The organism is Streptomyces griseus (assembly GCF_001715295.1).
GTDB classification, from domain to species: Bacteria; Actinomycetota; Actinomycetes; order Streptomycetales; family Streptomycetaceae; genus Streptomyces; species Streptomyces griseus_G.
Genome location: NZ_MDKB01000002.1, coordinates 1,378,437 through 1,400,937, shown reverse-complemented (window position 1 = coordinate 1,400,937; position 22,501 = coordinate 1,378,437). Strand labels below are relative to the sequence as shown.

Annotated in this window: 25 protein-coding genes and 1 pseudogene; 18 read left to right on the top strand and 8 right to left on the bottom strand. The window is 72.9% G+C overall.

Annotation, left to right across the window (positions count from 1 at the left end; genetic code table 11):
- Positions 1-7: 7 nt before the first annotated feature.
- The 5 genes from BA175_RS12895 to BA175_RS12875 form a co-directional block, all read right to left on the bottom strand.
- Positions 8-1,417: a sensor histidine kinase gene (locus tag BA175_RS12895; protein WP_069171427.1), complete on the bottom strand. Its 1,410-nt coding sequence runs from the start codon at positions 1,415-1,417 to the stop codon at positions 8-10.
- On the bottom strand, positions 1,414-2,145 hold the full coding sequence (locus tag BA175_RS12890; RefSeq protein WP_069171426.1) for a response regulator transcription factor: 732 nt from the start codon (positions 2,143-2,145) through the stop codon (positions 1,414-1,416). The genes BA175_RS12895 and BA175_RS12890 overlap by 4 nt, the downstream gene beginning before the upstream one ends.
- A 245-nt stretch (positions 2,146-2,390) precedes the next feature.
- Entirely contained in the window at positions 2,391-3,443 is a 1,053-nt protein-coding gene (locus BA175_RS12885; protein WP_069171425.1) for a S1C family serine protease, read from the bottom strand.
- A gap of 292 nt (positions 3,444-3,735) precedes the next feature.
- On the bottom strand, positions 3,736-4,779 hold the full coding sequence (locus BA175_RS12880; protein WP_069171424.1) for a LacI family DNA-binding transcriptional regulator: 1,044 nt from the start codon (positions 4,777-4,779) through the stop codon (positions 3,736-3,738).
- A 24-nt stretch (positions 4,780-4,803) separates the two neighbouring features.
- A complete protein-coding gene (locus BA175_RS12875) occupies positions 4,804-5,607 on the bottom strand; it encodes a response regulator transcription factor (protein WP_069171423.1) in 804 nt (267 codons plus the stop codon).
- 301 nt (positions 5,608-5,908) lie between these two features.
- Between BA175_RS12875 and BA175_RS12870 the strand changes: the two genes are divergently transcribed.
- The 9 genes and pseudogenes from BA175_RS12870 to BA175_RS12835 form a co-directional block, all read left to right on the top strand.
- Entirely contained in the window at positions 5,909-6,814 is a 906-nt protein-coding gene (locus BA175_RS12870; RefSeq protein ID WP_079159519.1) for an alpha/beta hydrolase, read from the top strand.
- Positions 6,815-6,855: 41 nt separating this feature from the next.
- Positions 6,856-7,110: a MoaD/ThiS family protein gene (locus BA175_RS12865; protein ID WP_069171421.1), complete on the top strand. Its 255-nt coding sequence runs from the start codon at positions 6,856-6,858 to the stop codon at positions 7,108-7,110.
- Positions 7,111-7,120: 10 nt separating this feature from the next.
- Positions 7,121-8,530 (top strand): hypothetical protein, encoded by a 1,410-nt coding sequence (locus BA175_RS12860; protein ID WP_069171420.1) that lies wholly within the window; start codon positions 7,121-7,123, stop codon positions 8,528-8,530.
- 193 nt (positions 8,531-8,723) lie between these two features.
- Positions 8,724-9,419 (top strand): LmeA family phospholipid-binding protein, encoded by a 696-nt coding sequence (locus tag BA175_RS12855; protein ID WP_069171419.1) that lies wholly within the window; start codon positions 8,724-8,726, stop codon positions 9,417-9,419.
- A gap of 284 nt (positions 9,420-9,703) precedes the next feature.
- Positions 9,704-9,784 carry a putative leader peptide gene (locus BA175_RS32215; protein ID WP_361019091.1) on the top strand — a complete coding sequence of 27 codons (81 nt, stop codon included), beginning with the start codon at positions 9,704-9,706 and terminating at the stop codon, positions 9,782-9,784.
- A gap of 148 nt (positions 9,785-9,932) precedes the next feature.
- Complete coding sequence (locus tag BA175_RS12850; protein WP_069171418.1) at positions 9,933-10,772, top strand: sulfurtransferase; 840 nt, start codon at positions 9,933-9,935, stop codon at positions 10,770-10,772.
- Positions 10,773-10,834: 62 nt separating this feature from the next.
- Positions 10,835-11,122 carry a DUF1416 domain-containing protein gene (locus tag BA175_RS12845; RefSeq protein ID WP_014154938.1) on the top strand — a complete coding sequence of 96 codons (288 nt, stop codon included), beginning with the start codon at positions 10,835-10,837 and terminating at the stop codon, positions 11,120-11,122.
- Between the two features lie 96 nt (positions 11,123-11,218).
- Positions 11,219-11,608, top strand: coding sequence for a DUF3099 domain-containing protein (locus BA175_RS12840; RefSeq protein WP_069171417.1), 390 nt, complete (start codon positions 11,219-11,221; stop codon positions 11,606-11,608).
- A 61-nt stretch (positions 11,609-11,669) separates the two neighbouring features.
- Positions 11,670-11,771: pseudogene (locus BA175_RS12835) on the top strand (transcriptional regulator); the annotation flags it as partial.
- Positions 11,772-11,923: 152 nt separating this feature from the next.
- On the opposite strand, the gene BA175_RS12830 reads toward BA175_RS12835, so the two are convergent.
- The gene (locus BA175_RS12830) at positions 11,924-12,286 is read right to left on the bottom strand and encodes a DsrE family protein (RefSeq protein WP_069171416.1); all 363 of its coding nucleotides are present in this window, start codon (positions 12,284-12,286) and stop codon (positions 11,924-11,926) included.
- A 360-nt stretch (positions 12,287-12,646) separates the two neighbouring features.
- Here BA175_RS12830 and BA175_RS12825 point away from each other — a divergent pair, with 360 nt between their 5' ends.
- From BA175_RS12825 to ygfZ, 3 genes are read left to right on the top strand one after another with little or no spacing between them, the layout of a single operon-like run.
- A complete protein-coding gene (locus BA175_RS12825) occupies positions 12,647-13,219 on the top strand; it encodes an FABP family protein (protein WP_014047436.1) in 573 nt (190 codons plus the stop codon).
- 53 nt (positions 13,220-13,272) lie between these two features.
- Positions 13,273-13,779 carry a Fur family transcriptional regulator gene (locus BA175_RS12820; RefSeq protein ID WP_069171415.1) on the top strand — a complete coding sequence of 169 codons (507 nt, stop codon included), beginning with the start codon at positions 13,273-13,275 and terminating at the stop codon, positions 13,777-13,779.
- A gap of 22 nt (positions 13,780-13,801) precedes the next feature.
- Entirely contained in the window at positions 13,802-14,767 is a 966-nt protein-coding gene (ygfZ, locus tag BA175_RS12815; RefSeq protein ID WP_069171414.1) for a CAF17-like 4Fe-4S cluster assembly/insertion protein YgfZ, read from the top strand.
- A gap of 194 nt (positions 14,768-14,961) precedes the next feature.
- Here ygfZ and dtd read toward each other — a convergent pair whose 3' ends face one another.
- Entirely contained in the window at positions 14,962-15,411 is a 450-nt protein-coding gene (gene dtd / locus BA175_RS12810) for a D-aminoacyl-tRNA deacylase (RefSeq protein ID WP_079159518.1), read from the bottom strand.
- Between the two features lie 115 nt (positions 15,412-15,526).
- Between dtd and BA175_RS31130 the strand changes: the two genes are divergently transcribed.
- From BA175_RS31130 to BA175_RS12785, 4 genes are all read left to right on the top strand, one after another.
- Positions 15,527-16,222: an RsiG family protein gene (locus BA175_RS31130; protein WP_079159517.1), complete on the top strand. Its 696-nt coding sequence runs from the start codon at positions 15,527-15,529 to the stop codon at positions 16,220-16,222.
- 54 nt (positions 16,223-16,276) lie between these two features.
- The gene (locus tag BA175_RS12800; RefSeq protein WP_069171412.1) at positions 16,277-17,245 is read left to right on the top strand and encodes an asparaginase; all 969 of its coding nucleotides are present in this window, start codon (positions 16,277-16,279) and stop codon (positions 17,243-17,245) included.
- A 61-nt stretch (positions 17,246-17,306) separates the two neighbouring features.
- On the top strand, positions 17,307-18,560 hold the full coding sequence (locus BA175_RS12795) for a GNAT family N-acetyltransferase (RefSeq protein ID WP_069171411.1): 1,254 nt from the start codon (positions 17,307-17,309) through the stop codon (positions 18,558-18,560).
- A 755-nt stretch (positions 18,561-19,315) separates the two neighbouring features.
- Positions 19,316-19,978, top strand: coding sequence for a TetR/AcrR family transcriptional regulator (locus BA175_RS12785; protein ID WP_175420814.1), 663 nt, complete (start codon positions 19,316-19,318; stop codon positions 19,976-19,978).
- Positions 19,979-20,170: 192 nt separating this feature from the next.
- Here the strand turns inward: BA175_RS12785 and BA175_RS12780 are convergent, their stop codons facing one another.
- Entirely contained in the window at positions 20,171-21,025 is an 855-nt protein-coding gene (locus BA175_RS12780) for an alpha/beta fold hydrolase (protein WP_069171408.1), read from the bottom strand.
- Between the two features lie 263 nt (positions 21,026-21,288).
- On the opposite strand from BA175_RS12780, the gene BA175_RS12775 reads away from it, so the two are divergent.
- Together BA175_RS12775 and BA175_RS12770 are read left to right on the top strand one after the other, a co-directional pair.
- On the top strand, positions 21,289-21,807 hold the full coding sequence (locus BA175_RS12775; protein ID WP_069171407.1) for a helix-turn-helix domain-containing protein: 519 nt from the start codon (positions 21,289-21,291) through the stop codon (positions 21,805-21,807).
- A gap of 28 nt (positions 21,808-21,835) precedes the next feature.
- Positions 21,836-22,489, top strand: a complete 654-nt coding sequence (locus tag BA175_RS12770) for a hypothetical protein (RefSeq protein ID WP_069171406.1) — start codon at positions 21,836-21,838, stop codon at positions 22,487-22,489.
- The last annotated feature ends 12 nt before the right edge of the window (positions 22,490-22,501 follow it).

Genomic DNA, 22,501 nt, shown 5'->3' with positions numbered 1-22,501 from the left:
CCCGCCCTCACACCCCCGGCGGCGGCGTCGGTGCCCCCGGCAGCCGGATCGTGGCCACCGTGCCCTCCCCGTCCGCCGGGTGCAGGGTGATCTCCCCGCCCGCCTGCTGGACCGTACGGGCCACGATGGACAGGCCCAGGCCGGAGCCGGGGAGCTGGCGGGCCGACGGGGAGCGCCAGAAGCGTTCGAAGACGTGCGGGAGATCCTCGGCGGGGATACCGGGGCCGTGGTCGCGCACGGTCAGCTCGCCCCGGTGCAGTACGACGTCGATCGTCCCGCCGGGCGGGCTGAACTTCACCGCGTTGTCCAGGACGTTGACGACCGCCCGCTCCAGCGCCGCCGGTTCGGCCCGTACGTACCAGGGGGCCAGGTCGGCGGTGACGGTCAGCTCGGGCCCGCGCAGCCGGGCCCGCCGCAGTGCGGTGCGGGTGATGTCGTGCAGGGCGACCACCTGGAGCGGGCCCGGCTGGGCGGCGTCGGGGCGGGAGAGCTCCTGGAGGTCGCCGATGAGCGCCGCGAGCTCCGTCATCTGGGCCTTGACGGAGACCATCAGGGCCCTGCGGTCGTCGGGTGGGATGGCCCGGCCCGTGTCGTCGCTGCGGGCGAGCAGTTCGATGTTCGTGCGGAGCGAGGTGAGCGGGGTGCGCAGCTCGTGCCCGGCGTCCGCGATGAGCTGGGACTGACGGTCGCGGGAGGTGGCGAGGGAACTCGTCATGGAGTTGAAGGAGCGGGAGAGCCGGGCGATCTCGTCCTCCCCCTCGACCGGGATGCGGACGGTGAGGTCCTCGGTGCGGGCCACGTGCTCCACCGCTTCGGTCAGCCGGTCCACGGGGCGCAGGCCGGTACGGGCGACCCACAGCCCGGCCGCCCCGGCGCCGACGACCCCGATGCCCGAGACGAGGACGAGGACCCAGGCGAGGGTGGAGAGCGGGCGGGTCACCTCGGCCTCGGGCCGGGCCACGGACACCGCGTAGACCTCCTGGGAGGGGCGCAGCTCCACGCCGTAGGTGAAGACCCGCATCTTCTTGCCGTCGGCGGCGGTCGCGGAGCGCAGCACGTCCGCGCGTTTGCCGGCGGCCACGGCCAGGTCCTCGGCCGTCGGCGCGATGCGCGGGGTCCCCGGCCGGGCGCAGACGGTGCCGGCCGCGTCGATGATCTGCAGGGAGTACGCGCCGGGTGACTGCACCGGGCCGCCCCCCGTGCCGCGGCAGCTGGCCAGCAGGTCGGAGACGTAGGACCGGTCCACGGTCCGGGAGTTGCGCAGCGACTCGTCCAGCTGGTGCTCCAGCTGCTCGCGCGTCACGAACCAGCAGGCGGCGGCCACCGCCGCGACGGCCGCCGCCACGGCCACGGTGACGAGCAGCGCGAGGCGGGACCGGAGCGGCAGCGCGCGCAGGCGGTGGGCCGGACCGCTCACCCCTCACCGCCGCCGGACCGCAGGGCGTAGCCGACGCCCCGCACGGTGTGGACGAGGCGTGGCTCGCCGCCGGCCTCGGTCTTGCGGCGCAGGTACATCACGTACACGTCCAGGGAGTTGGAGCTGGGCTCGAAGTCGAAACCCCAGACGGCCTTGAGGATCTGTTCACGGGTCAGCACCTGCCGCGGGTGGGTGAGGAACATCTCCAGCAGCGTGAACTCGGTACGGGTCAGTTCGACCCGGCGGGTGCCGCGGGTGACCTCGCGGGTGTTCAGGTCCATGCGGAGGTCGGCGAAGGAGAGGACGTCCTCGTCCGGGGCCGCGCCGCCTGCCGGGCCCGCGTACGAGCTGCGGCGCAGCAGGGCCCGGATGCGGGCGAAGAGCTCGTCCAGCTCGAAGGGTTTGACCAGGTAGTCGTCGGCACCCGCGTCCAGCCCGGTGACCCGGTCGCCCACCGTGTCGCGGGCGGTGAGCATCAGGATGGGTGTGGTGGAGCCGGTGGACCTGATGCGCCGGGCGGCGGTGAGGCCGTCCATGCGGGGCATCTGGATGTCCAGGACGATGAGGTCGGGGGCGTACGCATCGGCCTTGGCGAGGGCGTCGTAGCCGTCCACGGCGACCTCGGTGCCGTATCCCTCGAAGGCGAGGCTGCGCTGCAGGGCCTCGCGCACGGCGGGCTCGTCGTCGACGATCAGGACGCGCTGGGGATCGTCTTCGGCAGGGCTCATCGCTTCTTCGTCCTCTTCCTTCGGTCCGGGTGCGGCGTGCTGTTCCCTCAGCCTCGCACGGCCGCCGTACGGCGTCCCGCGGCACGGCGTGCCCGGCCGGTGCCGGTGGTGCCGGCCTCGGCCCGGTGGCGGGCGGCGGGAGCCGGGGGCCGGGGGCCGGGGGCCGGGGGCCGGGCGGCCGTTCCTGTGGCCGGCGCGGATGCGGGGCGGGCGGGCCGGTGCCGGTGTCCGTCGGAGCCTCCCGGTCAGGATCCGTCGCCGGCGCGCAGGGCGGACAGGTCGGCCTTGACGGTGTCGACCGGGATGGCGAAGCCGAGACCGACGCTGCCCGCCGCCGAGCTGTCGGAGGAGCCAGCCGAACTGGGCGAGTACATGGCGGAGTTGATACCGATGATCTGGCCGTTCATGTTGATGAGCGCGCCACCGGAGTTGCCGGGGTTGAGGGAGGCGTCCGTCTGGATGGCCTTGTACGTCGTCCGGGACGTCCCCGTGTCGCCGTTGAACTGCTGTCCGCCGAACTCGAACGGCCAGTTCGTGCCGCCCTGTTGCTGCTGGCGGTTCTGCTGGTCGTCCTTGGCGACCGTGACGTCGCGGTCCAGCGCGGAGACGATGCCGCTGGTGACCGTGCCGGTGAGGCCCTCGGGGGAGCCGATCGCCACGACCTGGTCGCCGACCGCGACCGACGAGGAGTCGCCCAGGGTCGCGGTCTTGAGCCCGCTCGCGCCCTGGAGCTTGACGAGCGCCAGGTCCTTGGCCGGGTCGGTGCCGACGACGTCGGCGGTGTACGACCTGCCGGTGCTCAGGGTGACCTTGATCTGGGAGGCGCCGGAGATGACGTGGTTGTTGGTGACGATCTCGCCGTCCGAGGTGATGACGACACCGGAGCCGGTGGCGTCGCCCGACGAGGAGGCCGCGCTGATCTCGACGATGGCCGGCGACACGGCTGCCGCCACCCCGGACACGGTGCCCGCGCTGCTCTGCGAGACCGTGGTGCCGCGGACGGCGCCGGCGGAGGTGGTGGTGCCCGGTCCGCCTCCGGCGAGCTCGCCGATGAGGGTGGCGGTGCCGCCGCCCACCGCCGCCGCGGCGATCGCCACCGCGGCCAGCAGGGCGAAGGGCCGCTTGACGCGGCGCTCCGGTGCCGGGGCGTGCGGGGCGGGAGCGCCGGGTACCGCCGAGTGCTGCTGCGGGCCGGGGCCGTAGGCGGGCGGCGGCGGGTAGGCCGCCTCACCGTTGCCGTACGGGGGGTACGCCGGGTATGTCGGGAACTCGCCGCTCGGGCGGTGGCTGTCTGTCATGTCTACGAGAGTGGCCAGCGAACATGAGAGCAGCCTGAGTGCGTCCTGAGAAGCCGGGCAGAACCGTGGACGGTCCTGAAAAGCCCGGCAGAACCGTGGACGCCGGATCCGGGGAGCCCGCCGTCGCCGTGCGGGGCGGGCCCGCCCCGCACGGCGGGCGCGCGAGGCAGCTGCGGCGCCTCGCCGCGTCGCCGGGACGTCCCCGTACATCCGGTACGCGGACGTCTCCCCGTCGTGCGATGCACCGCATCCGACGCCGCGCGCCGATCCACCGGGACGTGCGGGACACCCCTCAGCGGGCGGTGGCCGGCGGCTCCCCGCAACCGCACGACCGCCGCACCACCAGCGCGGACGGGAACTGCTTCAGGCGCTCGCGCCGTGATCCCGAGACCCGCAGCGAGTCGTCCAGGACGAGGTCGACGGCGGCCCGTGCCATGGCCGGGCGGTCCGAGAAGACCGTCGTCAGGGGCGGATCGGTCAGACCCGCCTCCTTCACGTCGTCGAATCCGGCGACCGCGAGTTCCCCGGGCACGTCGATCCGCAGTTCGCGCGCCGCCCGCAGCACCCCGATGGCCTGGTCGTCGGTCGAGCAGAAGATCGCCGGGGGCCTGTCGGGTCCCGCCAGCAGCCCCAGGGCCACGCGGTAGGCGTCGTAACGGTTGTACGGGGCGTGGAAGAGCCGCCCCTCCGTCGTCAGCCCGGCTTCCTGCATGGCGCGGCGCCAGCCCTCGATGTGGTCGGCGACCGGGTCACCGACCACCGGCGTCGACTCCGTACCGCCGAGGCAGGCGACGTAGTCGTTGCCGTGCTCCAGCAGGTGGCGGGTGGCGAGCTGGGCGCCGCCGACGTCGTCCGTGACGACCGCGACGTCGTCGATGGCCTCCGGGCGCTCGTGCAGCAGGACGACGCGGGCGTCCCAGGCCTCGATCTCGGCCGCGGCCCGTTCGCTGGGGCCCTGGCTGACCAGGATCAGCCCGGAGACGCGCATGCCGAGAAAGGCGCGCAGATAGTGGACCTCGCGCTCGTCGCGGTAATCGGAATTGCCGACGAGCACCATTTTCCCGCGCTCGGCGGCGGCCTGTTCGACCGCGTGCGCCATCTCCGCGAAGAAGGGCTGCCGCGCGTCCGGCACGATCATCCCTATGAGGTCGGTGCGCCGCGAGGCCATCGCCTGGGCGACCCGGTCGGGCCGGTACCCCAGTTCCTTGATCGCGGCGAGCACCCGCTCGCGCGTGGCCGGGGCGACCGGCCGGGGTCCGTTGTTGATGACGTAGCTGACGACCGCTGTCGAGGTCCCCGCCAGTCTCGCCACATCGTCCCGCGTCACCTTGGCCACGCGCGGCAGTCTACGCGGATCGACCTACCTCTTGGCGGGTCGTGCCGGGGCTTCTTCCACGATCTCGTCCTCCGCGGACTGCTCCGTACGGGGAACTGCTCCCGCGCCCGTCCCCGGGGCCGCCTCGGCCCTGCCCTCGTCGGCCGCGCGCTCCCCCTTCTCGGGGGTGACGAAGCGGTAGCCGACGTTGCGGACGGTGCCGATCAGCGACTCGTGCTCGGGGCCGAGCTTGGCGCGCAGCCGCCGGACGTGGACGTCGACCGTGCGCGTACCGCCGAAGTAGTCGTAGCCCCACACCTCCTGCAGCAGCTGGGCGCGGGTGAAGACCCGGCCGGGGTGCTGGGCGAGGTACTTCAGGAGCTCGAACTCCTTGAAGGTGAGGTCCAGGACCCGGCCCTTCAGTTTGGCGCTGTACGTCGCCTCGTCCACGGAGAGGTCACCGTTGCGGATCTCCATGGGGGAGTCGTCGGCGGTGATCTGCCGGCGGCCGGTCGCCAGCCGCAGCCGGGCCTCGACCTCGGCGGGGCCCGCCGTGTCCAGCAGGACGTCGTCGATGCCCCAGTCGGCGGTGACGGCCGCGAGACCGCCCTCCGTGACCACGAGGATCAGCGGACAGCCCGGTCCGGTGGACCGCAGCAGCTGGCACAGCGACCGCACCTGGGGGAGGTCGCGCCGGCCGTCGACGAGAATGACGTCGGCACCCGGGGTGTCGACGAGCGCGGGTCCCTCGGCGGGAGCCACCCGCACGCTGTGGAGCAGGAGGCCGAGGGCGGGGAGCACCTCCGTCGACGGTTGAAGGGCATTCGTCAGAAGCAGCAGTGAACTCATCGCCGCCCACCTGCCTGGGTCGTCGGTCGATCGTGCACGGTTCGCTCGCCCATTACGTCGGTCCTCCTCGTTTCCCTGCGAGAGGGGCACTCCCGGGTCGGACCCGGGGGAGTATGCGGCACTGCTTCGTACTCCCGTACGGCCGTTCGCCCTGGGGCGACCTGCCTACGGCTTTTCTGCTGCGGCCCCTCCGTCCAAGGACCGCTGAGGTTGCTGAAACGTCTCCGTAACACCACTCGGAAAGCACAAAAGGACCCGGGGGCTGCATTGCCCGGATCCTCTTCGCAGCAGAATAGCCCACATGAGTTCTGTGTCCGAGGGTCGTTTCCCGAGTTCTTCTGTTCCCTCGATCACGCCGGGCCCTCGCCGCACCACATTGCTGACCGGTGACGGCGTCCGTATCGAGGCGGTGTACACCCCGTGTACGGCGGGTTCCGCGCCCGGGGACGGCGGCGCGGCCGGCCGGACGGCCGTGGTCCTCGCCCACGGCTTCACCGGCGCCGTCGACCGGCCTGCCGTGCGGCGGGCCGCGAAGGTGTTCGCCCGGCGTGCGGCCGTGATCACGTTCTCCTTCCGGGGGCACGGGAGGTCGGGTGGCCGGTCGACCGTGGGTGATCGCGAGGTGCTGGATCTGGCCGCGGCGGTCGCCTGGGCGCGCTCGCTGGGGCACCGGCGCGTCGTCACGGCCGGCTTCTCCATGGGCGGCTCCGTGGTGCTGCGGCACGCCGCGCTGTACGCGGCGCCCGGGGCCGCCGGAACGGACTCTCTCCCGGGGGCCGAACGGGTGGTCGGGCGCGTAGCGGCGCATCGGGAGCGCTTGGGGGCGCATACGGACGCGGTGGTCGCGGTGAGCGCTCCCGCCCGCTGGTACTACCGGGGCACGGCCCCCATGCGGCGCCTGCACTGGGTGGTCACCCGCCCCGCCGGCCGGTTCGTCGGCCGCTACGGCTTCCGCACCAGGATCCACCGGGAGGACTGGGACCCGGTCCCGCTCTCCCCGGCCGAGGCGGTTCCGCTGATCACGGCTCCCCTGCTGATCGTGCACGGCGACCGGGACCCGTACTTCCCCCTGGACCATCCCCGGATGCTGGCCGCCGCCGCCGGGGGACGCGCGGAGCTCTGGATCGAGCGGGGGATGGGGCACGCCGAGAACGCGGCGGACGAGGCCTTGCTCACGCGTATCGCCCACTGGGCGGCGCCGGCGTGATTCATGATGGACAGCTGACGTACAAGGAAAGGGGTGCCGCCATGGCAGCGGGGACGATCCGCTACTGGGCCGCGGCCAAGGCCGCCGCAGGGACCGCCGAGGAGCCGTACGCGGCGCAGACGCTGGCCGAGGCGCTCGACGGGATGCGCGAACGGCACCCCGGTGAGCTGGCACGCGTCCTGCTCCGCTGCTCGTTCCTGATCGACGGGAACCCCGTGGGGACGCGCGGGCATGAGACCGTACGGCTTGCCGAGGGCGGCACGGTCGAGGTGCTCCCGCCGTTCGCAGGAGGGTGAACCGCAGACCATGAGCGACAGCGATCAGCAGTATCCGTATCCGCACGACCCGGGACACGACCAGCAGGAACAGCCGTACCCGCGGTACGACCCGCGGTACGACCGGTACCCGCAGGGGCAGGGGTACGCCCAGCAGGGACAGCCGTACCCGCAGCAGGGACAGCAGGGCGCGTACGGTGCTCCGCCCGTGCCCTCCCAGGACGCCTACGCGGCCCCGTACGCGCACCCCTCCGGCCAGGACGGCCGGCCGCCGGGGCAGGCACCGCAGGAGCCCGCCGGGCACCCCTGGCAGGGCCACGCCGGGAACGACGTCCACGGCGCCGCGGATCAGGGCGCGTCCCAGACGTGGCAGGGGCAGACCTGGGACACCCAGTACCAGCCGACGATCCAGCCGCAGGCCCCGCAGGCCCCGCAGGCCGCCTACCGGCCGGTGGAGGAGCCGCAGCCGTACCACCAGCCCGAGCCGCGGCCCCAGGACGCCGCGTACGACCCGGCCCCGCATCCCGCAGCCGTGCGGGGCGGGGCCCCGGCCGCCTACCCGCTGCCGCCGGAAGCACCGGTCACCCCGCCCGCACCGGAAGCCCACGCCGGCGCCGGGACGGGGACGGTACCGACCGGGGACGACCCGGGGTACAGCGCTCCCACCACCCTCGGGAACAGCAGGATCACCGACGCCCAGCGCGCCCGCGCCGAAGGGCGTTCACCGATCATCGCGCCCGGGATGCAACCCGCCGCCCTCACGGCCGGCCTCGGCCTCCTCCTCGCGCTCGGTGCGGCGATCGGCCCGTACGCGCTGCTCGTGCCGCTGGTCCTGCTCCAGGCCGTGACGGCGGCCGGCTGGTTCCGGCTCAACGGCATGTGGCCGGCCAGGCAGGGCATCGCTCTCGCCTTCGCGGGCGGTCTCGTCGCCGACGTCGTCCTGCTCGTGGCGGGCCGCGACGACGCGCCTGCGGCCCTCCTCGGCACGCTGGGCGTCTGGGTGCTGCTCACCCTCGTGCTCCAGCTGCGCAGCCACGCCGGGGCCGACGAACGGATGTACGGCCTGACGGCCACCGTCGCCTCGGCCGCGCTCGCCGTGCTGGCCGCCGGGCACCTGGCCGCCGTACCGGACGCGGTCACGGTCGGAGGGATCGCGGTCGCCGCGGCCGTGGTGGTCCGGGCCCTGCCGCTTCCGGGGCCCGTCTCGGTGGTCGTGGCGCTGCTCGCCCCCGCGGCGGCCGGCGCCCTCCTCGGCGGGTTCACGGACTTCGGTGCGCAGGCCGCTCTGCTCGGCTTCGCGGCCGGTGGCTGCGCCCTGATCGGCCTGCGGGTGGCGAGCTACGACTACCCCTCCCGGTTCGTGCACATGACGGCCGGTGTGGCCCTGCCGCTCACCGCCGCGGCCCCCGCGGTCTATCTGATCGGCCGCGCCCTCACCTGACCGCGCCGCCCCGCCGTGTCCCCGGCCGGTTCCGGTCCCTCCGCGCGCTCGCACGTCGGCGCATGTGATCGCGTGGGAAGGGTACGGAACCGGCCGGGCCTGTTCCTCGTCGGTCATTCCGGGCGTGCCGGATCGCGGCAGCGGGCTCGCGGGCCGCAGGGGCCCGGCCGGTCGGAGTGGGGGAGCAACGGGTATGCGCGCACTGCGAATACTGCTGATCGTCGCTGTGGTGCTGGGGGGCGTCTTCGTCGCCGTCGACCGGGCCGCCGTGTACGTCGCGGAGTCGGAGGCGGAGGGCCGGGTCCGCTTCAGCGATGCCGAGGCCGGATCCACCGACGTCTCCGTCAAGGGGTTCCCCTTTCTCACCCAGGTCGCCGACAGCCGGCTGGAACGGGTCGACGTCAGGGTGACGGACCTCCGGACCAGCGCGGCGGGCCGGTCGATCCGCATCAGCGAGATCCGGGCGCGGCTGCACGACGTGACGCTGGGGGCGGGATACCGCAGCGCGACGGCCGCCCGGGCCACCGGGACGGCCGTCGTCTCGTACGCGGACCTCACCGCGGCTGCCGACGAGGGCGTCACGGTCGCCTACGGGGGCGACGGAAAGGTCAAGGTCACCGGCACGATCCGGATCCCGCTGCTGGACCGCCCCGTCTCGCGGAGCGTGCTCTCCACCGTCACGCTGGTCGACGGCGGCACCGTCAAGGTGCACGCGGACGCGGTGCCCGGCGAGGGCATTCCGGGCCTGGAGGGGCTGGTCCGGAAGAAGACCGACTTCGAACGGGAGATCGGCGGGCTGCCCGACGGGCTGAAGCTGGAGAAGATCGAGGTGACCCCCGGGGGCCTGGAGATCTCGGTGACGGGGGCGGACGTCGAACTCGTCGGCTGACGGCCGACGACGGAAGCGGAGCCGGTAACCGGACCCGGAGCCGGGGCCGGCCCCGGCTCCGGGCGGACGGCCGTGCGCCGGGCGGACGGCCGTGCGGAGGACGGTCGGGGATCCAGATGATGAGACGTCCTCGTCCGACCCGCAGATGGCTCCTCCACGCGCGGGGGGCGGGCCGCGCGGACGCGGTGAATCCGGGGCCGTCGTGTCTTGCATCTCGGACGATCGCGTCTCATCATGCGACACGACGGTGACATCTCCACCCGTACCTCCCTACGATCGGACGCATGGAGCGACAGGCGGACCTCACGAAGCGGCGGGCAGTAGACCTGTGCCGCGTCGCCGCCATGCTCTGTCGCACCTTCTGAGCGGGACCCTCTCCCGTTTCCCCCGGCCCTTCGACGATGTCAGGGCCACTCGTGCCTCCCGTACGCGTCCCGCTCGACGCACCTGCGCGTACACCTCGCACCCGCACACCGCACCGCCCCGCCGCAGACTGCCCCGGAGGAGAAACACATGAGCCGCGCAGACGTTCTCGTCGACGCCGACTGGGTCGAGGCCCACCTCGACGACCCGCAGGTGGCCCTCGTCGAGGTCGACGAGGACACCTCGGCGTACGAGAAGAACCACATCAGGAACGCGATCCGGATCGACTGGACCAAGGACCTCCAGGACCCGGTCCGCCGTGACTTCGTCGACCAGGCCGGCTTCGAGAAGCTCCTGAGCGAGAAGGGCATCGGCAACGACACCCTCGTCGTCCTCTACGGCGGCAACAACAACTGGTTCGCCTCGTACGCGTACTGGTACTTCAAGCTGTACGGCCACGAGAACGTCAAGCTCCTCGACGGCGGCCGCAAGAAGTGGGAGCTCGACTCCCGCGACCTGACCGACGCCGTCCCGACGCGTCCGGCCACCCAGTACAAGGCCAAGCCGCAGGACGCGTCGATCCGCGCCTACCGCGACGACGTCGTCCAGGCCATCGGCAGCCTGAACCTCGTCGACGTGCGCTCGCCCGACGAGTTCAGCGGCAAGCTGCTCGCGCCGGCCCACCTCCCGCAGGAGCAGTCGCAGCGCCCCGGCCACGTGCCGAGCGCCCGCAACATCCCGTGGTCGAAGAACGCCAACGACGACGGCACCTTCAAGTCGGACGACGAGCTCAAGGCCCTGTACGAGGCCGAGCAGGTCGACCTGTCCAAGGACACCATCGCCTACTGCCGCATCGGTGAGCGCTCCGCCCTCACCTGGTTCGTCCTGCACGAGCTGCTCGGCCAGGAGAACGTCAAGAACTACGACGGTTCGTGGACCGAGTACGGCTCCCTCGTGGGCGTGCCGATCGAGCTCGGCGCCGCCAAGTAGTCCCCCAGGACCCGTACCGCAGGATCCGTACCGCAGGACCCCGACCAGAAGGACAGAACACCATGTGTGGAGCACAGGCCGGCGGCCCGGACGCTTCGACGATCAAGCCCGGCGAGACGACGATCCAGGGCAGCGTGACCCGTGACGGCGAGCCCGTCACCGGTTACGTGCGTCTGCTGGACTCGACCGGCGAGTTCACCGCGGAGGTCCCGACCTCGGCGACCGGACAGTTCCGCTTCTACGCGGCCGAGGGCACCTGGACGCTCCGCGCCCTGGTGCCGGGCGGCACCGCCGACCGTACGGTCGTGGCGCAGACCGGCGGCCTCGCCGAGGTGGCCATCGCCGTGTAGTGCCGGCGCGCATACGGCCGGAGGGCCGCACCCCAGGGGGTTGGACGCCACCTGATCGGGGTGCGGCCCTCCGTGCTCCGGTCCTACCCTGGAAGCATGTACGCCCGGCGCCGACGTGCCTACTTCCTGATGATGGGCGGATGCCTCGCCCTCTTCGTCTCCGCCTGGGCTTTCGTGCGTCTGTGGTCGATTCCCGCGGCCGTGGCGATGTGTGTGGTCGCCATGGTCATTCCGCCCGTCGCGGCGATCGTGGCCAACCGCCGGGGCCCGGACGACCGCTGGTGGGACGATCCCCCGCAGGACCCCCTGCCGCGGGCGGGCACAGCGGACCGCCGCCCCGGCACCGCGGACCGCCGCCCCGGCGGCGCGGAGTCCCGCCCGAGCGGCACCGGACCCGGCGAGGAGGGTCTCGCACCCACCGGTGACCCCGTGTCGGACGAGTGGTGGGACGAGCTCGACGGCAGGAAACGCCGCCGCCGCCCCTGAGAGCGTGTCGGTGACCTCCGACCTCCGGCCCAGCGGCCCGCCCCGGCACTTCCGGCGCCTTCTCCGCCCCTGTGTCGCCGATGCCGACGCCCAGGGAGGCGGCGAGATCGACGCCGAGGTCGAGGAGGCGACGAAGGCGATCGCCCGCCAGCTCCGCACCTGAGCCGCGGAGCTGGCCTCCGCAGGCCCGGCGCCCGGCCTGCGGAGGCCCGCGGAGGGAGCCGCAGCCGGGAATCGCACGCACCGGACCGCGTCGCTTCCCGATCCCAGGTCACCCGGCAGGCTCCGGGACGGTCCCGCCGGCCGGGACGCCGGTCAGTAGACGAGCGCCTGTGTGTCCTGAGCCATGGCCTCCTGCACGAACACCTGGGCGCCGGCGATCCGTACGTCCTTCAGGACGTCCTTCTCCGTGATGTCGCGCCGCGCGGCGCACTGGGTGCAGACCGTGATCCGTCCGCCTGCCTGGATCGACTCGATGAGGTCGGGCAGCGGCGCGGAGTGCGGGAGTTCGAACTCGGCGGCCCGCCCGGGCAGGGCGAACCAGGCGGATTCGCCGGTCAGCCAGAGCGAGACCTCGACCCCGCTGGCGACGGCCACGGCCGCCACGGTGAAGGCCTGCGAGCAGCGCTCGGCGGAATCGGCCCCGGCGGTCACCTTGATGACGAGCTTCTTGGACATGTACGGAACTGTAATCGCCGGCCGGACCCCCTCCCCGGGACACGGTGGACCGGCCGCGTGCGCCACCGCTGCCGCCTTCCGGTGCCCGGGGGCCGCAGGGCCGGCCGGACCGCGCCCGGGAAGCCCCGGGCCGCCGCCCCGGGCCTCCACCCATTAGGCTGGGGGCCGGCCGCGTACTGCCGTCACGTCGTTCGTATCGAGGAGCTCCCGTGCTTGAGGCTTTCTTCTCCGCCCTGCTGGTCCTGGTCTGCGTCGGCGTGCTCGCCTTCGCCGGCCTGACCGTGAAGAAGCTGTACCAGGGCCAGCGCTGACCCTCGCCGAACACCTCCCGTACACCCTCACAGATCGTCTGAGCCGCTCATGATCGAGATTCCGTCCGACCTCCACCCGGACCTCGTACCGCTGGCCTTCCTCCTCGGCAACTGGGCGGGTGCGGGCGTCTCCGACTTCCCCGGGGCCGAGAAGTGCAACTTCGGCCAGGAGGTCACCTTCAGCCACGACGGCCGGGACTTCCTCGAGTACGTCTCGCACTCCTGGGTGCTGGACGCCGAAGGGAACCAGGTCAGGCCGCTGGAGTCCGAGTCCGGCTACTGGCGCGTCGACAAGGACCGCAAGGTCGAGATCGTCATGGTGCGCGACCAGGGCGTCGTCGAGGTCTGGTACGGCGAGCTGGCGAAGCAGAAGCCGCAGATCGACGTGGTCACCGACGCGGTGGCCCGCACCGCGGCCTCCGGCCCGTACAGCGGTGGCAAGCGGCTCTACGGCTACGTGAACAGCGACCTGATGTGGGTCGGCGAGAAGGCCACCCCCGACGTCGAGCTGCGTCCGTACATGTCGGCGCACCTCAAGAAGGTCGTCACCCCCGAGGAGGTCGCCGCGATGGCGAAGAGCCTCGGTGACATGCCCGACGACGGCATCGCGTTCTTCAAGTAGGGGCTCCTTCCGCGGCGCCCCGGCAGGGGCGCCCTCCGCCCTACACTGGGCCCGTGGTGAGCACCGACTGGAAGACCGATCTTCGCCGGCGTGGCTACCGGCTGACGCCTCAGCGCCAGCTTGTCCTGGAGGCCGTCGACACGCTGGAGCACGCGACCCCCGACGACATCCTCTGCGAGGTGCGCAGGACCGCGTCGGGCGTCAACATCTCCACGGTCTACCGCACCCTGGAGCTCCTGGAGGAGCTCGGGCTCGTCAGCCACGCCCATCTGGGACACGGCGCGCCGACGTACCACCTGGCCGACCGCCACGACCACATCCACCTGGTCTGCCGTGACTGCTCGGACGTCATCGAGGCGGATGTCGGCGTGGTCGCCGACTTCACCGCGAAGCTCCGCGGCACGTTCGGCTTCGAGACCGACATGAAGCACTTCGCGATCTTCGGGCGCTGCGCCGGCTGCACGGCGAAGGCGGCCCGGTCCGCCGGCGCGGAGGCACCCGGTCCCGGGCCCGGGGAGGAGCCCGGTGAGGGGCGGCGGAGCCGGTCGGACACGCTGTGAGGCGAGTCGTACGCTTGGTCGCATGAAGAGCCCCTTGCTGTCCCTGCCCGGCGCCGTCCCCGCCGAGGGGCGCGACGAAGGCGTCGCCGCGCACTACGGCGACCTGTTCCGCGAGCAACGTGCCCTGGCCGACGGCAACGGCCTGGTCGACCTCTCGCACCGCGGAGTCGTCACCGTCTCCGGCGACGACCGGCTGACCTGGCTGCACCTGCTGCTCACCCAGCACGTCAGCGACCTCGCCCCCCACCGGGCGACCGAGGCACTGATCCTCTCCGCCAACGGTCACATCGAGCACGCCGTCTACCTCGTGGACGACGGGACGACGGTGTGGATGCACGTCGAGCCGGGGACCCAGGGCGACCTGGTCGCTTACCTGGAGTCGATGAAGTTCTTCTACCGGGTCGAAGTCGCCGACCGCACCGAGGACTTCGCCGTCGTGCACCTGCCGGCCGGATCCATCGCGGAGGCCCCGGAGGGCACCGTGGTCCGGGAGACGGCACACGGCCGGGACCTCTTCCTGGAGCGCGGCGCTCTGGAGGAGTACGCGTCCGGGCACGGCCCGGTGGCCGGCATCCTGGCCTACGAGGCGCTGCGGGTCGAGGCGCACCGCCCGCGGCTCGGATTCGAGACGGACCACCGGACCATCCCGCACGAGCTGGGCTGGATCGGTACCGCGGTCCACCTCCAGAAGGGCTGCTACCGGGGGCAGGAGACGGTCGCCCGTGTCCACAACCTGGGGAAGCCGCCGCGTCGGCTGGTCTTCCTGCACCTGGACGGCAGCGAGGTGCACCTGCCCGGCCACGGCACGCCGGTCCGGCTCGCCGCGGACGGTGAGGAGGGCCGTCAGCTCGGCTTCGTCACCACCTCGGCCCGCCACCACGAGCTGGGACCGATCGCCCTGGCCCTGGTCAAGCGGAACGTGGCCGTGGACGCGGAGCTGATCGCCGGGGACACCGCCGCGGCCCAGGAGACGGTCGTCGAGCCGTAGCCCGCGTAAGGCCTGTCCCGCGATGCACGGCGGGCGCGCGACGACGGGTACGGCACCTCGCCGCGGTGTCGGCACGCCCCCGTACATCCCGCGTGCGGACGCCCTCCGCCGTGCGAGGCCCCGCGTCCGACGCCGCGCGCCGATCCCCCGGGCATCGCGGGACACCCCTCGGGCGCCGGTCCGCGGGCCGTCCCTCAGACCTCCACGAGTACGGTGAACGGGCCCTGGTTCGTGAGCGAGACACGCATCTGCGCTCCGAACCTGCCCGTCTCCACCCGGGCGCCCAGGGCGCGCAGGTGCGCCACCACCTCGTCGACGAGGGGTTCGGCGACCTCGCCCGGAGCGGCCGCGTTCCAGGTGGGCCTGCGGCCCTTCCTGGCGTCGCCGTAGAGCGTGAACTGCGAGATCACCAGGAGCGGGGCGTTCACGTCCGAGCAGGACTTCTCGCCTTCCAGGATCCGCAGGGTCCACAGCTTGCGGGCGAGCTGTGCCGCCTTCTGGACGGTGTCCCCGTGGGTGACCCCGACCAGCACACACAACCCCTCGCCGATGATCTCGCCGACGGTTCCGGCCCCCTGCTGATCGTCCGAGGGGTCCGTGACGGTGACGGTCGCGCCGTCCACTCTCTGTATCAGTGCACGCATACAGACCAACCTATCTTGGGCCGAACGGGTACAGAGTACCTGCGTGAACACCCTGCGTAGTGGCACCATGCACGATGTCGGTGTGCCGACGCACCGGTCGAGGGGACGGAACAGCATGAGTACACATGGAACCGGGCCATCACCCGGTGCCGTACCGGTGACACGTACGGCCGGTGCCGTGCGGCCACCTGTGCAGCGGACCGGTACCGCATCCGCACAGGGCCCGCTGCCCGCACCACTGCCGGGGCCCCTGTCCGGGCCGCTGCCCGCGCCGGTGTCCGTGCCCGGGCAGACCGGGGCCGGGGACGGGAAAGGTCCGGCCGCCGCCCGGCCGCAGGCCGGATTCCGCGGGCTGGGCCTGCCGGAACTGCGCAGCCTGCGGCGGGACGCCCAGCGCGACGAGGCGGACCTCAGTTACGTACGCCGGCTGGTGCAGGGCCGGATCGACATCCTGCGGGCCGAACTGGCCCGGCGGGCGGGCCCGGAGTCGCCGGTGGTGGACCGGCTCCCGGAGATCCTCCTGGACACTCCGTCCGTCCACCGCTCCTCGGCACGGCACGTCACCCTCACCACGCCACGTACCGACGAGTACCGGCAACTGGCGGCCGACACGCTTGCCGAGATCGGGCTCTCGGACCTCGGCGCCCGGACGGACGAAGAGCTGCTGACCGCCATGGGGCGGCTCGTGCGCTACGAGCGGCAGGTCTCCCGGCGCCGTCACCGGCTCCAGCAGACCGTCGACGATTGCAGCGCGGAGATCGCCCGCAGGTACCGTGACGGGGAAGCACAAGTAGACGACCTGCTCACCTGAGGCGATCCTTCCGGGAGCGGGTCCCCGCCCGCCCCCGGAAGGCCACCAGCCACCATGACCTCCACATCTCCCTCCACGCCCTCCACGCTCCCGGTCCTGGCCGAGGTCGTACGGTCCGGCTTCACCGAGGGGCACCACCGGGGATCGCTGGTCCTGCTGGCAGCCGACGGAAGCGTGGAGTTCGCGCTCGGTGATCCGGCGGCCCCGGTCTTCCCGCGCTCGTCGAACAAGCCGATGCAGGCGGCCGCGATCCTGCGGGCCGGTCTCGACCTGTCCGGCGAGCGCCTGGCGCTGGCCGCGGCGAGCCACTCGGGGGAGGACTTCCATCTCGACCTCGTGCGCACGATGCTCGGTGAGCACGGGCTGAAGCCGGACGACCTGCAGACCCCGCCGGACCTGCCGCTCGACCCGGTGGAGGCGGAGGCGTACCTCGCCGCCGGGCGGGTGCGGGAGCCGCTCACCATGAACTGCTCCGGCAAGCACGCGGCGATGCTCGCGGTCTGCGTGCGCAACGGCTGGGACACGGCGACGTACCTCGACCCCGCGCATCCGCTGCAGGTGCTGGTCGGCCAGGTCGTGGCGGAGGCGGCGAGGGAGCCCGTCGCGGCGGTCGGCACGGACGGCTGCGGTGCTCCGCTGATGGCGATCGGGCTGGTGGGGCTGGCCCACGCCTTCCGTACCTTCGTGCTGGCGGAGCCGGGCAGCGCGGAGCGGCGGGTCGCCGACGCGATGCGTGCGCACCCGGAGTACGTGGCGGGCACGCGGCGGCCGGACACCTGGCTGATGCGGGAGGTGCCGGGCACGCTCTCCAAGATGGGGGCCGAGGCGGTCCAGGCGGTGGCGCTCGCGGACGGCAGGGCGCTGGCCTTCAAGGTCGACGACGGCTCGACGCGTGCCCTGGGGCCGGTGCTGGCCCGGTCACTCGAACTGCTCGGCGTCGACGCCCCGGTGGTCTCCCGCATCGGCAGGGCGCCGCTGCTGGGCGGCGGCGCGGAGGTCGGTGCGGTCCGAGCGGCGTTCTGAGGCCTGCGGGCGGCCGGAAAAGCGCGCGACACCGCGTACGGCGTGTGCCTAGCGTGAGCGCATGAGCCTCGATCCCCGTGCCGTGTCCGCCGCCGAGTTCCCCGACTGGTACCGCGCCGTGGGGATCGGATTCCTGCGCTCGTCGATCCCGGCGCCGGACGAGGAGGTCGCGGTGCGCCTGGCCACCCTCGATCTCAGCCGGGTGCAGGGGGTGTTCGACGCCGGGCGCTGTGTGGCCACCTTCCGGTCGTTCGCGCAGGAACTGACCGTCGTCGGTGGCGCCACCGTGCCGGCCGACGCGATCACCGCGGTGACGGTGACGCCCACGCACCGCCGGCGGGGGCTGCTCGGGCGGATGATGGCGGCGGACCTGGCGGCGGCGAAGGAGCGGGGCGACGTGGTCGCCTCGCTGATCGCGGCGGAGTACCCGATCTACGGGCGGTACGGGTTCGGTCCGGCGTCCTGGACCACCGAGTGGGAGATCGACGTGCCCCGGGCGGGTCTCGATCCGCGCGAGCGGGTCCCGTCCGAGGAGGACGGCGGCCGGATCGAACTGGTCGACGGCGCCGACGTACGCAAGCTGGGCCCGGAACTTCACGGTCGTCTCGCGGCCCGGCAGCACGGCGTGGTCTCCCGGGACGAGCGCTGGTGGCAGCGGAACACGGGGGTGGACGTCCCGGCGTTCGAGGGGTGGAAGGAGCCCTTCCACGCGGTGCACCGGTCGGCCGACGGGGAGACGGACGGGCTGGTCACCTACCGTGCCGACGACAACTGGGGCGATCGGAAGCAGCCGCAGAACAAGGCGACGGTGGCCGGCCTGATCGCGGTCACCCCGGCCGCGGAACGCGCGCTGTGGCGGTTCGTCTGCTCCATCGACTGGATCACCACGGTCCGTACCGGCTACCGCGCCCCCGACGACCTGCTCCCCCTGCTCCTCCCGGATCCGCGTGCCGCCCGCGTCGTGACGCAGGCGGACTGGCTGTGGCTGCGGATCCTGGACGTCCCCCGGGCCCTGGAGGCACGCACGTACACGGCCGCGGCCACCCTGGTCCTGGACGTCCACGACGCGACGGGCCTGGCCGGCGGCCGCTACCTGCTGGAGACCTCACCGTCAGGCGCCTCCTGCACCCCGACCACCCGGACCCCCGACCTGGCGCTGGACGTGCGGGAGCTGGGCACGCTGTACCTGGGCGACGAGTCGGCCCTCCGGCTGGCGGCGCTGGGGCGGATCGAGGAGCACCGCCCGGAGGCGGCGGCCACGGCGGAGGCGGTGTTCCGGACGGCACGGCGGGCGTGGTGCCCGGACGTGTTCTGACGCCGGGGCGACGTGTTCTGACACCGGGGCGACCGGACGTGTTCTTGACGGCGGGGCGACCGAACGGCGGGGCCGGCGGTGGTGCGGGCCTGGCGCTGCTGCCGGTGTCCGGACCGGCACGGGCAGCGCACAGTGTCGTGGTCCGGGGCTCCGGCGCCGGAGCGGCCCGGCGGCGCGCTCCGACCGGCACCTGCACCCGTGCGCATCCGGGTGTCCGGTGTGGCCGGGCGTCCGGTGAGCTCGGTGTGGCGGGTGTCCGGTGTGGCCGGTGCCGTCCGGTCCATGAGACCGATGAAGCCGAGGGGGAACCGGGAGCCGGGGCGCGGAGCCCGTGACTCCAGGCCGAGGATCTTCCCCCGGGCCCGTGGGGGAGGCCGTGCGCCCCGGCCGCGAGGACGGCCACGACGTGCGCCTTCCGCGCATCCGTACGCCGTACGACGTACGGGATGACGTCTCCTTAGGATGGTGGTCACGTCGGTGCCGGGACAGGCGGCTTCGGCTGACTGCTCCCGCGCGATCCCAGGGCGGCCGTCGAGGCGGAGTGCGGGTCACCGTGGGGGTGATGGCGCGGGGGAGGAGCACGGTGCGGCGGCCGGCCGGCCCCGTGCGGCACCCGGCGCCGACACGGCTTCCGGGCGCCGAGCGGACGGGCGAGCCGGACGGCTCCGGCCACGAGCAGGTCGATCATGAGTTCGTGTTCGGGTTCGAGCGGGTACCCGACGGCATCGACGTGCTTGTACGGAAGGCCGGGTGGCATGAGCGGGGACATGAGCGGGGACACGGGCGGGGAACGGCGCGAGGCGCCGGGCGGGCTGCGCGAGCGCAAGAAGCAGCGGACCTATCAGGCGGTCTCCGACACCGCCGTCTCCCTCTTCCTGGAGCGGGGTTTCGACAAGGTCTCGGTGGCCGAGGTGGCGGCGGCGGCCGAGATCTCCAAGCCGACGCTGTTCCGGTACTTCCCCACCAAGGAGGACCTGGTGCTGCACCGGTTCGCCGACCACGAGGACGAGTCGGCGCGGGTCGTGACGGGCCGGGCGGAGAACACCTCTCCGCTGGACGCGCTGCATCGCCACTTCCTGGACGGCCTGGAGCGGCGCGACCCGGTGACGGGCGTATGCGACGACCCGGCGGCGCTCGCCTTCCTCGGCCTGCTCTACGGGACCCCGTCACTCGTCGCCCGGCTGTACGCGTACCAGAGCCGCTCGGAGGCCGCTCTCGCCCGCGCACTGGATCCCGCCGCCGCAGTCCCGGCGCGCTTGGCCGCAGGGCAGATCGTCGCGGTCCTGCGCATCCTGGCCGAGGAGAACTGGCGCCGTATCGAGGAGGGCGAGACCGCGGCGCAGGTGTACGGCGATGCCGTGGCTGCGGCCGGACTCGCCTTCGCACAGCTCCGGAACGGACTGGGCCGCGTGGGATGAGCCTCCCCGACGGCGGAGGCCGGCACGCGTGGCCGTGGGGAGGCCGCGGGCTGCGCCCGGCCGCAGACCCAGGTGGCGCCTGGGCCTGCGGTCCCTGCCTTCCCGTCGACCCGACGCCCGGAACACCACGGGCGTGTGCCGGGCCCGGTGCCCGTCCCCGCGCCGCGGCAGCGACGAGCGCCTGGTGGCGGGTCAGTGCGCCGCGAGAGCGGCGAGCAGCTCGGCGGCGGGCTTCGGGTGGACGAGCCAGCGCAGGTGACTCCCCTCGAGGGTCCGGACATCGAAGGGGTTGCCGGGTGTGAGCGCGTCGGCTTCGCGGATCATGCGGTCCTGCACGGCGGGCGGAACGCTGGCGTCGGCGGCCAGGCGCACATAGGTCCTGGGAACCCGGCCCCAGGTCGGTGCCTGTGCCCGGTCGGCGGACGTACCGGCGTCGAGGTTCTCGTCGGGCTGGAAGGTGTTCAGGAAGGCCCGGAACTCGTCGTCGGTCAGATCGGCGGCGAACGCCCGCTTGAACGCGGCGAGCGCCGTCGGCTCGGCGGTGCGGAAGTTGGTCCGGAGCAGACCGAGTTCGGCCGGGTTCCCGACGAGCGTGGCAGCGAAGGCCCCCGCGTCGACGTCCGCCATCTCCGGCTGGGCGTAGTAGCCGCTCACTTCCAGATCGACGGGGCACCAGGCGGAGACGTAGACGATCCGGTCGATCAGCTCGGGCCGGGCGTTGGCGACGGCGGTGGCGGTGATGCCGCCCCTGCTGTGGGCGACAAGGATGGCGGGTCCGTTCCTCTTGGCCCGTTCCAGGACCTCGATCACGCGGGCGGCGTTGTCGGCGAGCGTGACCCCCTTGATGCCTCCCGGTTCTTGGGCGAGTGCGTCGAGGACCTGGGGGGCCTGGTAGGTCGCGGGGAAGGTCGCTTCGAACCCGTGCCCGGGAAGGTCCACGGCGGCCGAGCGGTGCCCGAGGAGGGCCAGCTCGGCCTGCAGCGGCGCGAACGAGAACGAGTTCGCGAAGGCACCATGGACCAGAACGAATGTCGGCGGATTCTGCATGCCTCAGCCTCCAACAGAACGATTCCTCAGACAAGATCAAGCGTTAAGGAGGGCTTCGATCACTTCGTCTCCGGCCCGGCGCTCGGTCCCCGGAGCGTGCCCTGGCCCCGGGCGCTCCCCGGGTCGGTCACCACGTGCGGCCGCGCCCGTCCCGTCGTGCGCGGGCGACGGGCCTCGCCGTCATCCCCCGTGGCGCGAGTGGCGCGGAACACTTTTGCAAGCGGGCGCTTGCAAAAGTTAGCAACGCGGGGCACCATCGGGGTATGGCATCACTCAACGTCGGCAATCTCGGCGAGTACCTGCGTGAGCAGCGGCGTACCGCGCAGCTCTCCCTGCGGCAGCTCGCCGACGCCGCGGGAGTGTCCAATCCGTACCTCAGCCAGATCGAACGCGGGCTGCGCAAGCCGAGCGCCGAGGTGTTGCAGCAGGTCGCCAAGGCCCTGCGGATCTCGGCCGAGACGCTCTACGTGCGGGCCGGGATCCTCGACGAGCGGGAGCGGGAGGAGCTGGAGACGCGAGCGGTCATATTGGCCGATCCGTCGATCAACGAGCGGCAGAAGAACGTACTGCTCCAGATCTACGACTCCTTCCGCAAGGAGAACGGGTTCGACGTCGTGCCCGACACCGGCGCGGAGGTCCCCGGCGTGACGGGCGCGGGGAGCAGAATCGACCCCGGCGCGGAAGGCGGTGCCGGCGACGAGCGCGGCGCCGGTACGGAACCCCGCGGCCCCCGCACGGCCGGCGGCAGTGATGCAGACACGCCAGGCACGCCTCATAACTGACTTCTGATGATCCGGGAGGACCACAGTCATGGCCATCACCGATGACCTGCGTAAGACCCTCACCGACCCCACCCCCCTCTACTTCGCCGCCGGCACCGCCGGTCTCGCCGTGGAGCAGGCGCGCAAGGTCCCGGCGCTGATCGAGCAGCTGCGGGCCGAGGCGCCCGAGCGCATCGAGGCGGTGCGCAACACCGACCCCAAGGCCGTGCAGGAGCGGGTCGCCTCGCAGGCCCGGGAGGCCCAGGCCACCGTCCAGGCGAAGGTGACCGAGGTATTCGGGTCGCTGGACACGGACCTGAAGAAGCTGGGCGAGACCGCTCAGGACCTGGCCCTGCGGAGCGTGGGCGTCGCCGCCGAGTACGCGGTGCGTGCCCGGGAGACGTACGAGAAGGTCGCCGAGCGCGGTGAGCAGTCCGTGCGGACCTGGCGGGGCGAGACCGCCGACGAGATCGTCGAGATCGCCACCGTCATCGAGGCGGAGCCGAAGCCCGTGCCGAAGCAGAAGTCCGACGTGGTGGCCAAGTCGGCGCCGGCGGGCTCCCCGTCGGCCGGTAAGCCGGCGCCGAAGGCCGCCGAGTCCAAGGCCGCGCCCGCCTCGCCCGCGCGGAGGTCGACTCCCGCCAAGCCGGCGCCGGCCCGCAAGCCCGTGGCGAAGAAGACCACCCCGCCGTCCGCGAAGTAGTCCGAGCGGTAC

Coding starts and splice junctions, on each gene's coding strand:
- BA175_RS12890 (WP_069171426.1), bottom strand. CDS start 2,145: ATGAGCCCTGCCGAAGACGATCCCCAGCGCGTCCTGATCGTCGACGAC.
- BA175_RS12885 (WP_069171425.1), bottom strand. CDS start 3,443: ATGACAGACAGCCACCGCCCGAGCGGCGAGTTCCCGACATACCCGGCG.
- BA175_RS12875 (WP_069171423.1), bottom strand. CDS start 5,607: ATGAGTTCACTGCTGCTTCTGACGAATGCCCTTCAACCGTCGACGGAG.
- BA175_RS12870 (WP_079159519.1), top strand. CDS start 5,909: ATGAGTTCTGTGTCCGAGGGTCGTTTCCCGAGTTCTTCTGTTCCCTCG.
- BA175_RS12865 (WP_069171421.1), top strand. CDS start 6,856: ATGGCAGCGGGGACGATCCGCTACTGGGCCGCGGCCAAGGCCGCCGCA.
- BA175_RS12860 (WP_069171420.1), top strand. CDS start 7,121: ATGAGCGACAGCGATCAGCAGTATCCGTATCCGCACGACCCGGGACAC.
- BA175_RS12855 (WP_069171419.1), top strand. CDS start 8,724: ATGCGCGCACTGCGAATACTGCTGATCGTCGCTGTGGTGCTGGGGGGC.
- BA175_RS32215 (WP_361019091.1), top strand. CDS start 9,704: ATGGAGCGACAGGCGGACCTCACGAAGCGGCGGGCAGTAGACCTGTGC.
- BA175_RS12850 (WP_069171418.1), top strand. CDS start 9,933: ATGAGCCGCGCAGACGTTCTCGTCGACGCCGACTGGGTCGAGGCCCAC.
- BA175_RS12845 (WP_014154938.1), top strand. CDS start 10,835: ATGTGTGGAGCACAGGCCGGCGGCCCGGACGCTTCGACGATCAAGCCC.
- BA175_RS12840 (WP_069171417.1), top strand. CDS start 11,219: ATGTACGCCCGGCGCCGACGTGCCTACTTCCTGATGATGGGCGGATGC.
- BA175_RS12830 (WP_069171416.1), bottom strand. CDS start 12,286: ATGTCCAAGAAGCTCGTCATCAAGGTGACCGCCGGGGCCGATTCCGCC.
- BA175_RS12825 (WP_014047436.1), top strand. CDS start 12,647: ATGATCGAGATTCCGTCCGACCTCCACCCGGACCTCGTACCGCTGGCC.
- ygfZ (WP_069171414.1), top strand. CDS start 13,802: ATGAAGAGCCCCTTGCTGTCCCTGCCCGGCGCCGTCCCCGCCGAGGGG.
- dtd (WP_079159518.1), bottom strand. CDS start 15,411: ATGCGTGCACTGATACAGAGAGTGGACGGCGCGACCGTCACCGTCACG.
- BA175_RS31130 (WP_079159517.1), top strand. CDS start 15,527: ATGAGTACACATGGAACCGGGCCATCACCCGGTGCCGTACCGGTGACA.
- BA175_RS12800 (WP_069171412.1), top strand. CDS start 16,277: ATGACCTCCACATCTCCCTCCACGCCCTCCACGCTCCCGGTCCTGGCC.
- BA175_RS12795 (WP_069171411.1), top strand. CDS start 17,307: ATGAGCCTCGATCCCCGTGCCGTGTCCGCCGCCGAGTTCCCCGACTGG.
- BA175_RS12785 (WP_175420814.1), top strand. CDS start 19,316: ATGAGCGGGGACATGAGCGGGGACACGGGCGGGGAACGGCGCGAGGCG.
- BA175_RS12780 (WP_069171408.1), bottom strand. CDS start 21,025: ATGCAGAATCCGCCGACATTCGTTCTGGTCCATGGTGCCTTCGCGAAC.
- BA175_RS12775 (WP_069171407.1), top strand. CDS start 21,289: ATGGCATCACTCAACGTCGGCAATCTCGGCGAGTACCTGCGTGAGCAG.
- BA175_RS12770 (WP_069171406.1), top strand. CDS start 21,836: ATGGCCATCACCGATGACCTGCGTAAGACCCTCACCGACCCCACCCCC.